Annotated in this window: 14 protein-coding genes; 6 read left to right on the forward strand and 8 right to left on the reverse strand. The window is 66.2% G+C overall.

All coding sequences use genetic code 11. From position 1 onward, the window contains the following. The first annotated feature begins 24 nt into the window (after positions 1-24). Positions 25-1,968: a S9 family peptidase gene (locus NV382_RS06075; protein WP_260599621.1), complete on the forward strand. Its 1,944-nt coding sequence runs from the start codon at positions 25-27 to the stop codon at positions 1,966-1,968. A gap of 450 nt (positions 1,969-2,418) precedes the next feature. On the opposite strand, the gene NV382_RS06080 is transcribed toward NV382_RS06075, so the two are convergent. Genes NV382_RS06080 through modA form a run of 4 tightly spaced genes read right to left on the reverse strand, consistent with a single transcriptional unit; the run spans position 2,419 to position 5,532 of the window. Further along, a complete protein-coding gene (locus NV382_RS06080; protein ID WP_260599622.1) occupies positions 2,419-3,411 on the reverse strand; it encodes an SDR family oxidoreductase in 993 nt (330 codons plus the stop codon). Positions 3,412-3,465: 54 nt separating this feature from the next. Further along, on the reverse strand, positions 3,466-4,089 hold the full coding sequence (locus NV382_RS06085; protein ID WP_260599623.1) for an ATP-binding cassette domain-containing protein: 624 nt from the start codon (positions 4,087-4,089) through the stop codon (positions 3,466-3,468). Beyond that, the gene (modB, locus tag NV382_RS06090) at positions 4,079-4,768 is read right to left on the reverse strand and encodes a molybdate ABC transporter permease subunit (RefSeq protein WP_260599624.1); all 690 of its coding nucleotides are present in this window, start codon (positions 4,766-4,768) and stop codon (positions 4,079-4,081) included. The genes NV382_RS06085 and modB overlap by 11 nt, the downstream gene beginning before the upstream one ends. Further along, complete coding sequence (gene modA, locus NV382_RS06095; RefSeq protein WP_260599625.1) at positions 4,768-5,532, reverse strand: molybdate ABC transporter substrate-binding protein; 765 nt, start codon at positions 5,530-5,532, stop codon at positions 4,768-4,770. Before modA ends, modB begins: the two co-directional genes overlap by 1 nt. 148 nt (positions 5,533-5,680) lie before the next feature. Between modA and NV382_RS06100 the strand changes: the two genes are divergently transcribed. Next, a complete protein-coding gene (locus NV382_RS06100; RefSeq protein WP_260599626.1) occupies positions 5,681-6,670 on the forward strand; it encodes a hypothetical protein in 990 nt (329 codons plus the stop codon). Between the two features lie 23 nt (positions 6,671-6,693). On the opposite strand, the gene NV382_RS06105 is transcribed toward NV382_RS06100, so the two are convergent. From NV382_RS06105 to NV382_RS06115, 3 genes are all read right to left on the reverse strand, one after another. Continuing rightward, entirely contained in the window at positions 6,694-7,065 is a 372-nt protein-coding gene (locus tag NV382_RS06105) for a YbhB/YbcL family Raf kinase inhibitor-like protein (RefSeq protein WP_260599627.1), read from the reverse strand. 390 nt (positions 7,066-7,455) lie between these two features. Continuing rightward, the gene (locus NV382_RS06110) at positions 7,456-7,806 is read right to left on the reverse strand and encodes a DUF3147 family protein (protein WP_260599628.1); all 351 of its coding nucleotides are present in this window, start codon (positions 7,804-7,806) and stop codon (positions 7,456-7,458) included. A gap of 50 nt (positions 7,807-7,856) precedes the next feature. Next, entirely contained in the window at positions 7,857-8,108 is a 252-nt protein-coding gene (locus tag NV382_RS06115) for a hypothetical protein (RefSeq protein WP_260599629.1), read from the reverse strand. A gap of 167 nt (positions 8,109-8,275) precedes the next feature. Here NV382_RS06115 and NV382_RS06120 point away from each other — a divergent pair, with 167 nt between their 5' ends. Continuing rightward, positions 8,276-8,755 (forward strand): hypothetical protein, encoded by a 480-nt coding sequence (locus NV382_RS06120; protein ID WP_260599630.1) that lies wholly within the window; start codon positions 8,276-8,278, stop codon positions 8,753-8,755. 393 nt (positions 8,756-9,148) lie between these two features. Here NV382_RS06120 and lepA read toward each other — a convergent pair whose 3' ends face one another. Next, a complete protein-coding gene (gene lepA, locus NV382_RS06125) occupies positions 9,149-10,969 on the reverse strand; it encodes a translation elongation factor 4 (RefSeq protein WP_260599631.1) in 1,821 nt (606 codons plus the stop codon). Positions 10,970-11,087: 118 nt separating this feature from the next. Here lepA and NV382_RS06130 point away from each other — a divergent pair, with 118 nt between their 5' ends. From NV382_RS06130 to NV382_RS06140, 3 genes are read left to right on the forward strand one after another with little or no spacing between them, the layout of a single operon-like run. Then, positions 11,088-11,618, forward strand: coding sequence for a peroxiredoxin (locus tag NV382_RS06130; RefSeq protein ID WP_260599632.1), 531 nt, complete (start codon positions 11,088-11,090; stop codon positions 11,616-11,618). 50 nt (positions 11,619-11,668) lie between these two features. After that, positions 11,669-11,953 carry a UvrB/UvrC motif-containing protein gene (locus NV382_RS06135; protein WP_260599633.1) on the forward strand — a complete coding sequence of 95 codons (285 nt, stop codon included), beginning with the start codon at positions 11,669-11,671 and terminating at the stop codon, positions 11,951-11,953. 56 nt (positions 11,954-12,009) lie between these two features. Further along, positions 12,010-12,534 (forward strand): NAD-dependent epimerase/dehydratase family protein, encoded by a 525-nt coding sequence (locus tag NV382_RS06140; protein WP_260599634.1) that lies wholly within the window; start codon positions 12,010-12,012, stop codon positions 12,532-12,534. Positions 12,535-12,664 lie beyond the last annotated feature (130 nt).

Below are 12,664 nucleotides of genomic sequence, written 5' to 3' on the forward strand. Positions count from 1 at the left end.
CGGGATCACCATCCGGAGATCCTCATGCGCCACCTGCTCGCCGCCACTGCCCTGCTCGCGCTTTCTCCTGCCCTGGCGGCCCAGGCGCAGGAACCTGCCAAGGTGGAGGTGCGCACCATCGGCGCGGCGACGCTGGAGAATGTGCCGCCGATCGCACCCGAACTCGCCACCGCCGTCGCGCGCTATCAGCAGAGCCGGTCGGCCAGCGTCGCCGATTGGCTGCCCGATGGCAGTCTGCTGATCGCGACGCGCTTCGGCACGACGGTGCAGCTGCACCGCGTGAAGGCGCCCGGCATGGCGCGCACGCAGATCACCTTTGCCGCGGAGCCGATCGCCGGTGGCCGGGCGATCCCGCAATCCGACCGGATCGTGTTCAGCCGCGATACCGGCGGCGACGAATGGTTCCAGATCTACACGATGGGGCCGGACGGCAACCCGGTGCAGCTGACCGAGCCGGGCACGCGCAACGATGGCGTGGCGCTGGCCAAGGATGGCCGCCGCCTGTTCTGGTCGCAGGCGATCAAGGGATCGGGCGATCGCAACATCCTGGCCGCCGACCCCGCCGATCCGGCAAGCCGCACGCTCGTCTACAAGGCGACCGGCGCGATGACGCCGAGCGACGTCTCCGACGACGGCAAGACCTTGCTCATGACGCTCGGCGTCTCCAACCGCGAGGACCGGCTGTTCACGCTCGATCTGGCCAGCGGCGTTGCGACCGAGATCGTCAAGGGAACGCCTGCCAACCTGTCCGGCGCCAAGTTCATCCGCGGCGGCCGCACGCTGCTGGCGATCAGCAATCGCGGCAGCGACGTGCAGCGGCTGGTGGAGATTGATGTCGCCACCGGCAAGATGACGCCGATCGCACCGGGCCTCAACTGGGATGTCGAGGATTTCGACCTCAGCGATAACGGCCGCGTGCTCGCCTATGTCATCAACGAGGATGGCTATTCGAAGGTCGTGGTGCGCGATTTCGTCACCCGCCGGGCGCTGCCGCAGCCGGACTTCATCAAGGGCGTGGTCAGTGGCCTGCGCCTGTCGCCCGATGGCCGCAAGCTGGCGGTGAGCATCGCCTCGGCCGCCGGGCCGGGCGACGTCTATGGCTGGGATGTCGACGGCGGCACGCTCTCGCGCTGGACCGAATCCGAGATCGGGCCGATCGATCGCGCGAGCCTGCCCGAGCCGAAGCTTGTCCGCTTCACCAGCTTCGACAAATTGTCCGTGCCGGCCTTCGTCTATCGCCCGAAGAACGCGGCGCCCGGCGCCAAGACGCCGGTACTGATCTCGATCCATGGCGGCCCCGAGGGCCAGGCGCGGCCGGGCTGGTCGCCGACCATCGCCAGCTTCGTCGATACGCTGGGCGCCACCGTGATCGTGCCCAACGTGCGCGGATCGGATGGTTACGGCACCAAATATCTCAACCTGGACAATGCCGAGAAGCGCGAGGATTCGGTCAAGGACATCGGCGCATTGCTCGACTGGATCGCGACCCAGCCCGATCTGGATGCCAGCCGCATCGCGGTGATCGGCGGCTCCTATGGCGGCTACATGTCGCTGGCGACGATGACCAAATATAGCGACAAACTGGCCGGCGGCGTCGACCTGTTCGGTATCGGCGACTGGGTGACGTTCCTGGAGAACACCGAGGCGTACCGCCGCGACAATCGCCGCGCCGAATATGGCGACGAGCGCACGCCGAAGATGAAGGCGGTGTTCGCCCGGATCTCGCCCCGCGCCAACGTCGCCGGGATCACCAAGCCGATGCTGATCGAACAAGGCGTCAACGATCCACGCGTGCCGATGCGCGAGAGCAAGCAGATGGTGGACGCGCTCCGCGCGCGCGGCGTGCCGGTGTCGTACCTGCTGTTCGCCGACGAAGGGCATGGCTGGCGCAAAAAGCCGAACCAGGATCTTAGCCTGCGGGTCGAGATGGCGTTCCTGCGGGGCGTGCTGGGGACGGCGGGGAAGTAGCGGGCGACGGTCCGCCAACCGTTGCTGAGCGATCGCCGCCCACCACGATGACTTACCCTAACCCGTTCGTGTCGAGCGAAGTCGAGACACCTGCGCTTGGGATAGTGTCTCGACGACGCTCGACACGAACGGTTTGATGCAGAGCGATCGAGGCCTGGACGCAACCAACCGTTCCGTTCGTGCTGAGCTTGTCGAAGCACGTGCCCGGCAACACGCCCTTCGACAAGCTCAGGGCGAACGGCGGAGGTCCAATCGAGCTTCCGCTTCAGAGTTGATGGCCCAAGCCCCACCCCCCGTTCGTCCTGAGTAGCCATCGAGTAGCCCGCAGGGCGTATCGAGAGGGCGTATCGAAGGACACGCGCCCGCGCGCCCCAGAGGTGCTTCGATACGAGCCCTCGATACGGCCTACGGCCTACTCGGTCCCTACTCAGCACGAACGGGGAAAGGAGCTCAAGGCTGCCCGTTACCCCCCATCGCGCCATACACCTGGCCCGTGGCATAGCTCCCACTCTCCTCCGCCAGCAGCACATAGATGCCCGCCAGTTCTGCCGGCTGCCCCGGCCGCATGAGCGGGGTGTCGCCGCCGAACTGCGCCAGTTTCTCCATCGTCGCGCCGCCCGATACCTGCAGCGGGGTCCAGATCGGGCCCGGCGCCACGCCGTTGACGCGGATGCCCTTGGGCGCGAGCTGCTTGGCCAGGCTGCGCACGTAATTGGTCGTCGCCGCCTTCGTCTGCGCGTAATCGTACAGGTCCTCGGACGGGTCCATCGCCTGCTCGCTGGTCGTACCGATGATCGACGATCCGGGCTTCAGGTGCGGCAGTGCCGCCTTGATCGTCCAGAACGGCGCATAGATGTTGGTCTTCATCGTCCAGTCGAACTGGTCGCTGGAGATATCCAGGATCGAGGCATGCGTCTGCTGCCGCGCGGCATTGTTGACCAGGATGTCGAGCCCGCCCAGCGCCTTCACCGCCTTGGCGACCATCTTCTTGCAGAACGCCTCGTCGCGCAGGTCGCCCGGGATCGCGTACCCCTTGCGCCCGGCCTGTTCGATCAGCGCGATCACCTCGCGCGCATCGGCTTCCTCGTCGGGCAGATAGTTGATCGCGACATCCGCGCCTTCGCGCGCATAGGCGATCGCCGCCGCACGCCCCATGCCCGAATCGCCACCGGTGATCAGCGCCTTGCGGCCGGCCAACCGACCCGATCCCTTGTAGCTCTGCTCGCCATGGTCCGGCCGCGGGTCCATCTGGCCGGCCAGCCCCGGCCAGGGCTGCGACTGCTTCTTGAACGGCGGGCGGGGATATTTGGTGCGCGGGTCCTGGATCGGGGCGGCGCCCGCCGCGCCTTGCGCTGCGCCCTGTGACGGGAGGGCGGAGGCCACGCCCGCGATCGCGGCACCGCTCACTATTTGGCGCCTGGAGACGCCGTCTTTCTTTGCCATATATCTGTCCTTGCCGAGTTGCTCGATACCCGAACATTCCGCGGCGGACTTGGTTCACCCCGTCGTTGGGCTGCCCTCGATCGCAACGATGCGCGTGCCCAGCCGCGCCGCCTCGCCCGCATCGTGCGTGACCATCAGCACGGGCAAGCGCACGACATCGCGGATATGCTCGATCGCGCGCATGATCTCCTCGCGCCGTGCAGCATCCAGCGAAGAGAGCGGCTCGTCGAGCAGCAGGAACGCCGGATCGCTGAGCAGTGCACGGCCGATCGCCACGCGGCGCGCCTCGCCGCCCGACAGCGAGCGCGGCCAGCGGTCGAGCAGATGGCCAATGCCAAGAAAGCCGATCGCCGCCAGGTCCAGCGGCCCCGTCCCCGCGCCGTAACCGAGGTTCGCGCCCACCCGCAGGTGCGGGAACAGCCGTGCCTCCTGGAACACATAGCCGGCGCGGCGGCGCTCGGGCGGCAGGTCGATGCCCGCATGGCCATCGAACAGCGTCGTGCCACCGACGCGGATCGTGCCGGCATCGGGTCTCAACAAACCGGCGACCATGTTGAGCACGCTGGTCTTGCCCGCCCCCGACGGCCCGAACAGGATCGTCACGCCCTCGCCTGCGCTCAGCTCCAGCGCGATCTGCGTGTCGCCCATCCGCTTGCGGACCGTCACGTCAAAGGACATGCACACCCCGCCCGGCCCTACGCGCCAGCATCTCCGAGGCAACGAGCGCGGCAAGCGACAGCGCGACCGAGATCGCGCTCAACCGCAGCACGGTCGCATCGCCACCCGGCTGCTGCAGCGCGGCGTAGATCGCCAGCGGCAGCGTCTGCGTCTCGCCCGGCACATTGGAGACGAAGGTGATCGTCGCGCCGAATTCCCCGATCGAGCGCGCAAAGCCCAGCACCGCGCCCGCCAGTACGCCCGGCATGGCAAGCGGCAGCGTGATGGTGCGGAACACGCGCCAGCGCCCGGCGCCCAGCGTGCGCGCGGCCCCCTCCAGCCGCCGGTCGACCGCCTCGATCGACAGCCGCATCGCGCGGACCATCAGCGGCAGCGCCATCACCCCGGCGGCGATCGCCGCCCCCGTCCAGCGGAACAGCACGCTGATCCCGAACACCCGCTCGAGCAAGCCGCCGATTGGCCCGCCCGGCGCGAACGCCAGCAGCAACAGCCAGCCGGTCACCACCGGCGGCACCACCAGCGGCAGGTGCACCGCGGCATCCACCAGCACCTTGCCCGGAAAGTCGATCCGCGCGAGCAGCCAGGCCAGCGCAAAGGCGAGCGGCAGCGCAACGATCAACGCCGCCGCGCCGACCTGCAGCGACAAGGCGACGATCCCCCATTCGGCGGCACTCAGCATCAGCGCGCGGGGAACCCGTAGCGCCCGAAGATCGCCCGCCCGCGCGGCGACAGCAGGAAGCGGCGAAACCCTTCCCCTTCCGCATTGGTCGCGCTCGCCAGCCGCGCCAGCGGATAGACGATCGGCGGATGGCTGGCGGCAGGAAACACGCCCGCAATGCGCACCCGCGTGGAGGCGAGCGCATCGGTGCGATAGACGATGCCATACGGCGCCGCCCCGCGCTCGACCAGTGCCAGCGCCGCGCGGACATTCTCCGCCTGCACCACATGGGGGGCGATCGCCTTCCAAGCGCCCAGCCGCTCCAGCGCCGCCTTGCCATAGCGCCCGGCGGGCACTGCCGCCGTATCCGCCATCGCCAGCGGCCCGGCGCCCAGCACCCGCGCCAGCCCGGCGGCGGACAACGGAATGCCCCCCGCCCGCCCGCGCAGCGTCACCACGACCAGCCGGTTGCCCAGAAAGTCCGCCCGCGTGCCCCGCGCGATCAGCCCCTTAGCCGCCAGCGCATCCATCCACGCCTCGTCCGCCGAGACGAACAGATCGGCGGGCGCCCCGGCCAGCAATTGCCGCGCCAGCGCCGAGGATCCGGCAAAGGACAGGATCGGCCGCTTATGCCCTGCCTTGGCCCAGGCATCGGCAGCGGCGCTCATCCCCTCCTGCAGCGAGGCGGCGGCCAGCACCAGCGGCGCACGCCGCTGCGCCACCGCCGGCGCGCCCACCAGCAGCGCCGCCACCCCCAGCAACCGCACGACCCTGGACCAGAACATCCGCATCTCCCTATCACTCCCGGCTATAACCGCGGTCCACGCCTTTGTCCCGCACCGCCCGCGCGCCGCCCCCCGCGGCATTTTGTTGGAACCCGTGAAGCCATTTTCGCTGTCCTACAAAGTACCATATCGGTTACAGCCCCGCGCCATGAAAAACCTGACGCCCACGCCGCGCGATCAACGCCCGCCACTGCCGGTCTTCACCCCGGTGCCCCGCAAATACCGCTATGACGGCTGGACCGCCGAGCGGCAGCGCGCCTTTATCGAGGCGCTGGCGGACACCGGATCGGTCACCGCCGCCGCCCAGCGCATCAACATGAGCACGGAAGGCGCCTATTACCTGCGCCGCCAGCCCGGCGCCGAGGGTTTCCGCGCCGCCTGGGAATCCGCGCTCGATCACGGCGTGCAATGCCTCACCGACATCGCGATCGACCGCGCGCTGAACGGCGTCCCCGTGCCCCAATTCTGGCGCGGCGAGCAGGTCGGCGAGAAGCGCCGCATCAACGATCGCCTGCTGATGTTCATCCTCGAGCACCACCTGCCGCATCTCTATGGCGGCGCCCTGCCCGCCGGCACCAGACACCCCGAGACGATCGCGCGCGAGGCGGCGGAGAATTGCCCAATCTGCCGCGAACGCCGCGAAAAGCAGCAGGAAACGGAGGCCAATCTGGCCGCAACCGGCACCACGCCGCTGCTGGAACGCTATGCCGCCAAGATCCGCGGCGAACGCCATCTCCGCCTCTCGGGCAACATCGTCGCCGCCGATTTCACGCTCCGCCAGCTCACCCATATCGAGCTGCTGCTCGATCTTCGCGGCACCAGCATGCGCCAGCTGATCGACACCGCCAACCGCGCGCAGCGCGGCGGCATCACCCAGGCGCCGCTTTATGCCAGCCCGGTCAGCCAGTTGCTCGACGAGCGCCGCCGCGAGGAATGGGCCAAGGCCGGCGAACCCGCCCGCCCCACGCTGACCTTCCCCGAAACCGCCCCCGAAAACAGCCTGCGCGGCGGCCCCAACTTCACCGCGCGCGACCAAGCCCGCCGCGCCGCCGAAGCGATGATGGCCGAGGCACAGAAGAAGTGGGAAGCGGCCGCGACGGAGGAGAGCTGGGCGGCTTGGGTTGCGGGGGGTGACTGATCTTGGTGGAAAGCGGACGTAGATCATTCCCCGAGCGTAAAGTTGACCCTGACATGCGGCAGCCACTCGCGGAGCACCTCGCTTAATAGGTCACGGCTCGTAAGTTGGCGCTCCGCCTCATCTGCATCGCCGTCGAACCCATACACGGCGGGATTATTCCGCCCCTTCACCGGTATGCCGCCACACCACAGCCCCGGTGCTGGAACCGGCCAATTAGATTGTTGGCCCCAGGCGTGATCCACCACCCAAAGCTCCCAGCCGAGCACTTCGACGCGATCCTCTCTGCAAGCGGCGACGAACGATGTCGCGTCCTCCGGCAGCAGGCCAAGCTCGCCATTCGTCGCATGGAAAGCCTGCGACCGGATGACGGGATCAAGTGAGGGTGGCCACAACATCAAGGCATTCTACCGCGAAGCTAAATGTCCGCTAGTGGGCGTGAGCTGCCATCGTCGAAATTGGTGGAAAGCCGACCGTCTGCTTTTGAGAGCGATAACTAGAAAGCCGACTACCGCGGGCCGATTAGATAAGAGGCAAGCAATAACGCCGAGATCAGTGATCCAACCGCCCCCCAAAAGTGTCCGCGCTGGCCAGAGCGTCGATAGATGCGCCATTCTCCGATCGCAGCAGTTGCCCCCGCGATCACTCCGATAAGTAGGATGGCGAGCCAGAACGTAGATTGCATGATCGGGCCTCTTCCAGCGTCCGCTTATGCCGAACTGGCAGAGATGAGCCTGCGTTTTCAAGTGGGCGGGAGCCGACATGGCCGAAAGTGGTGGTAATCGGACCTAAAGCTGCAATCCGAACCGCGGCGCCAGCCATGTCATCAGAACGTATAAGGCGATCGTGAGCGCGCATCCCAATGCCAGTGCTAGCCAGAACGAAAGTCCATGCCGAAGTAGCACCGGGATAACCAAAAATATCGGCAGCGACGGCAACACATACCAGAAGGTTGCGCCGGCGTGAGCCGCCATGTTTTCCGGGTCGGGCTTGTCCGACCAGAGCCATATCATCCCTATGACGGATACGAGCGGGAGCGATGCTACCAGCGCGCCAAAGCCGGGGTATCTCTTTGCGAGAGTGGAGGCGATGGCGATTAGCGCCCCGGAGATCAGTGCCTTCAACGCAAGGTAGTACATGAGCCCATAGTGCCGACCTCGGCAGAAAGGGCAATGTCCGAATATGGGCGTTAGCTGCCGTCCCGCTGGTCACCACTGCGACGCGCCAGGATCGCGAGCGCGATCAGCATCCCCGCAATCCCTGTGGGCAGCCCCACCAGCCAGAACCGATCGTCACTGCCAAGGTCCCAGGGCCGGGCGTGGCAGCTGGATGCGCCGGGTGCGTAGCCGCACGCAAGGTTCGTGAGCGCGGCATAGATGAGCACCGCACACCCACATACGACCGCCGCCATGGCGAAGAGGAGGTAAGACAGGAGGCGCATGTGATCCGTTCGTCTGGCGATGCCATGCGGTCAAGCACGAACCCTCGCTGACGAGCATTTGAGCGACTGTACCGGCCGGTTGCTGCTGCCCGGCTTTGTCGCAACAGAGGCCCGATGCAGGCGGCCGCCATTTGACGCTCGGCGGCGCCGGTGACATCACCTGCTGAATGACGGGCTTGTCGGCGATCCTGCGCGCTTTGGGGCTGGCATGCGGTGCTGGTCTGTATTGGTTTGCGGCAGCCTCGCTATGCTTTGCGCTCACCGGCTCGGACCCGACCGACGCGATCAGCAGCGATGTTCCCCCGGGCACGAAGCTTGCGGTAGCGGCCACTTTCGCCGCGGCCGGCATGGTCTTCGCCCTGACCAGCCGAGCGATAGCGCGGCAAGGCTGGGCCTCTGTTCCCCGACCTCCCCATACAAGCCGCGGGACGGGCCCCGGATTTGCCGTGTCGCTCGCCAAGGCAACGCTCAGCGCCGTGTACTGGCTCGCATTCTTCTATGTCGCGGCGCCAATGTACGTTGGCGACCGGGTGACGCCGACCGGCATCGCCGCCCCCGCATTCTTCGTGCCGGTGTGGTTGTTCGTGCCGGTCACCCTGACGGTCTATGCGCTATGGTCACGATGGTGGACGCGGCGAATCGGTTGACCGTACGCCGACCCAGCGGGTGTGATGTCCCTCCGCCAGAGAAGCCGAAGCCGGCTCAAGGCAAGAACCCCGCCCCAACCACGCCGTCACCCGGACCCGTTCCGGGGTCCCCCGCTCCGCAAACATGCCAGTTGGTGATTTGCGGCACCGTGGACCGCGCAACAAGCCGGCGATTGTACCGCTCGGACATGTACCACCACGTCATCCCCGCGCAGGCGGGGATCCATAACCTCTGACGTCAGTACTTCAGCCGCCAAGCAAGCCGGTATGGATCCCCGCCTGCGCGGGGATGACGAACGATGCTCGAAAGGGATAGCCGCGAACACGTCCGCGGCGACGATTAGCGACCGTCAGTCCCGAGACCAAGCCGGGCTCAGCTTCCGACGCTCGGCCTCACTCCTCCCCCATACGCAGCGCCGCGATGAACGCCTCCTGCGGAATACTCACGCTGCCATATTCGCGCATCTTCAGCTTGCCCTTCTTCTGCTTCTCCAGCAGCTTCTTCTTGCGCGTCGCGTCGCCGCCATAGCATTTGGCGGTCACGTCCTTGCGCATCGCGCTGATCGTCTCGCGCGCGATCACCTTGCCGCCGATCGCCGCCTGGATCGGGATCTTGAACAGATGCCGCGGGATCAGATCCTTCAGCCGCTCGACCATGCCGCGCCCGCGCACTTCCGCGGTGCCGCGATGAACGATCATGCTCAGCGCATCGACCGGCTCCTCGTTGACCAGGATGCTCATCTTGACGAGATCGCCCTCGCGATAGCCGATCTGGGTATAATCGAAGCTGGCATAGCCCTTCGACAGCGATTTCAGCCGATCGTAGAAATCGAAAACCACTTCGTTGAGCGGCAGTTCGTAGGTCGCCTGCGCGCGTCCGCCGACATAGGTCAGGTTCTTCTGGATGCCGCGGCGATCCTGGCAGAGTTTCAGCACCGAGCCGAGATATTCGTCGGGCACGTAGATCACCGCCTCGATCCACGGCTCGCTGATCGTCGCGATCTTGTTGGGCTCGGGCATGTCGGCCGGGTTGTGCAGTTCGATATGCGTCGTGCCCGCAGGATCGGGATGCGTGAGCTCGATCTCGTACACCACCGACGGCGCGGTAGTGATCAGGTCGAGATCGTATTCGCGTGTCAGCCGTTCCTGGATGATTTCGAGGTGCAGCAGCCCCAGGAAGCCGCAGCGGAAGCCGAAACCGAGCGCCGCGCTGGTCTCCATCTCGAAGCTGAACGACGCATCGTTGAGCCGCAGCTTGCTGATGCTCTCGCGCAATTTCTCGAAATCGTTGGCGTCGACCGGGAACAGGCCGCAGAATACCACCGGCTGGACTTCCTTGAAGCCCGACAGCGGTTCGAGCGCAGGCCGCTTGACGTCAGTGATCGTGTCGCCGACGCGGGTCTGCGCCACTTCCTTGATCTGCGCGGTGATGAAGCCGATCTCGCCGACGCCCAGATCGGTCAGTTGCTCGATGCGCGGGCGGAAGCAGCCGACGCGGTCGATCAGATGCTGCGTGCCGGTGGCCATGAACTTGATCAGCTGGCCCTTCTTCAGCGTGCCGGCGACGACGCGGACCAGGATGACGACGCCGAGATAGGGATCGTACCAGCTGTCGACGAGCATCGCCTTGAGCGGCGCATTGGGGTCGCCCTTTGGCGGCGGGATCCGCGTGACGACCGCTTCCAGCACTTCGCGGATGCCGATGCCGGCCTTTGCGCTGGTCAGCACCGCCTGGCTCGCGTCGAGCCCGATCACTTCCTCGATCTCGGCCTTGACCTTCTCGGCATCGGCGGCGGGAAGATCGATCTTGTTGATGACCGGCACGATCTCGTGATTGTGCTCGATCGACTGGTAGACGTTGGCAAGCGTCTGCGCCTCGACGCCCTGCGCGGCATCGACGACGAGCAACGCGCCCTCGCATGCGGCGAGGCTGCGGCTGACTTCATAGGCGAAGTCGACATGGCCCGGCGTGTCCATCAGATTCAGCGTATAGGTCTCGCCATCGTCGGCCTTGTAGGCCAGGCGCACCGTCTGCGCCTTGATCGTGATCCCCCGCTCCTTCTCAATGTCCATGTTATCAAGGACTTGCTCGGACATTTCACGTGGCGTGAGCCCGCCCGTCTCCTGGATCAGGCGATCGGCAAGCGTCGACTTGCCATGATCGATATGCGCGATGATGGAGAAATTGCGGATCTTGTCGAGAGCGGTGGCCACGGTTTTCTGTCGATCTGTGAAAGAGGTATTTGGGGCTGATAGCAGGATGATGCGGCAAAGCCAAAGACAGGGCGAGATTGGCGGGGTATCGTGGTGACTCAGTCACCGGAGTTTCCCCATGAAGCGTCTCGCCTTCGCACTCGCCGCTGTCGCTTACGCCCTGCCCGCGCATGCCGCGCTGCCGGTCGGCGCGAGCGCCCCGAACATCGTCACGCGCGCGGCGAAGGGCGGCAAGCAGTTCGACTTCGCGTTGAAGGCGGCGCTGCGGAAGGGGCCGGTCGTGGTGTATTTCTTTCCCGCCGCATTCACCGGCGGCTGTACGATCGAAGCGCACGCCTTTGCCGAAGCGGCGTACGATTTCGCGGCGAACGGTGCGACGCTGATCGGGCTCAGCGCCGATCCGATCGACAGGCTGGCCAAGTTCTCGGTCGAGGCGTGCCGCGACAAGTTCCCCGTCGGCACGGCGAGCCTGAGCGTCATCAAGGGCTATGACGTGCACCTGAAGCCCGGTGCGGCGATGAGCAACCGGACGAGCTATGTCATCGCGCCGACCGGCAAGGTGATCTTTGCGCTGACGCAAGGGAATCCGGTCGGGCATGTCGAAGGAACGCTCGCGGCCGTGAAGGCGTATCGCATGGGCAAGCGATAGGCCATTTCCCTCGATGCGCATCCCGACCGGCGGTGGCGCGTTGAGGGTGCATGACGACGATCGATACACTCCGCCAGGAGATGGAAGCCGCCGCTGAGGCGCAGGATTTCGCCTTGGCCGCGAAGCTGCGTGACCAGATCAGCATCCTGCGCGGGCAAGCAGGCGAAGAGGCAGCGCCGGTCGATGCGACGGGACTAACACGGCAACAGCCGGGCAAGATGGGCATCGGCACCAGCCAGCAGCGCTACACCCCGCCACCCGGCTGGACGCCGCCAGCGAAGCCCGATCCGATGACACGGGGCCGCAGCACCAGAGGCAAGAGCAAGCCACGCTAGCTTAGACGTTGATCCTCGCCCACGACCCGCTAAGCCGGATGGGTGAACAAAACGACATGAAAAACGTAGCGATCGTCACCGGGGCCAAAGGGCGGCTCGGCAGTGCATTCGTGCGCCGCCTGCAGCGCGACGACTTTCACGTCCACGGCGTGGATGTCGGCGATGCGCATCCGGCCGAGTTGCTGACGCGCCGACCCTATCTGTTCGATTGCGCCTATCGGCATGGTGAGCCCGGTCCGCATGTCGAGCGGGTCGAGGGCCATTTGCGGCAATGGCAGCGTTACGAAGCGATCTTCGTGCCATCATCGCAATGGATCACCGACGATCATCCCTATGGCCGCGCCAAGGTGGCAGTCGAGCGGCTGGCAGCGCAGTACAATGCGCTGGGCGCGCGGGTGGTGACGGATCGCATCGGTTATTTTCCGGGGGATGGTGTCGTGCCCGATCCGACCGAGCCGATGTATGCGCATCGCGTCACCGGAGACGCACTGTATGCGCGGGTCATGGCGCGGATGCTGGCGCCGCGACTGGACGTCGCGGGTGAAGTGGCGCGTGGTGAGGTATCGCTGGAGGCGGTTTGAGTAGATAGCCCGATCGCTACCCAAGAGCCGTTTCGTGGTGGAAGCTGTTCCGGCTAGGTTGCTGTGACGAAGCGCTGCACGCACCATCCAACTTCCGCTACTGGGCCCCGGCCGTCGCCGGGGTACAGGG

The sequence above is a fragment of the Sphingomonas endolithica genome (assembly GCF_025231525.1).
Classification (GTDB): domain Bacteria; phylum Pseudomonadota; class Alphaproteobacteria; order Sphingomonadales; family Sphingomonadaceae; genus Sphingomonas; species Sphingomonas endolithica.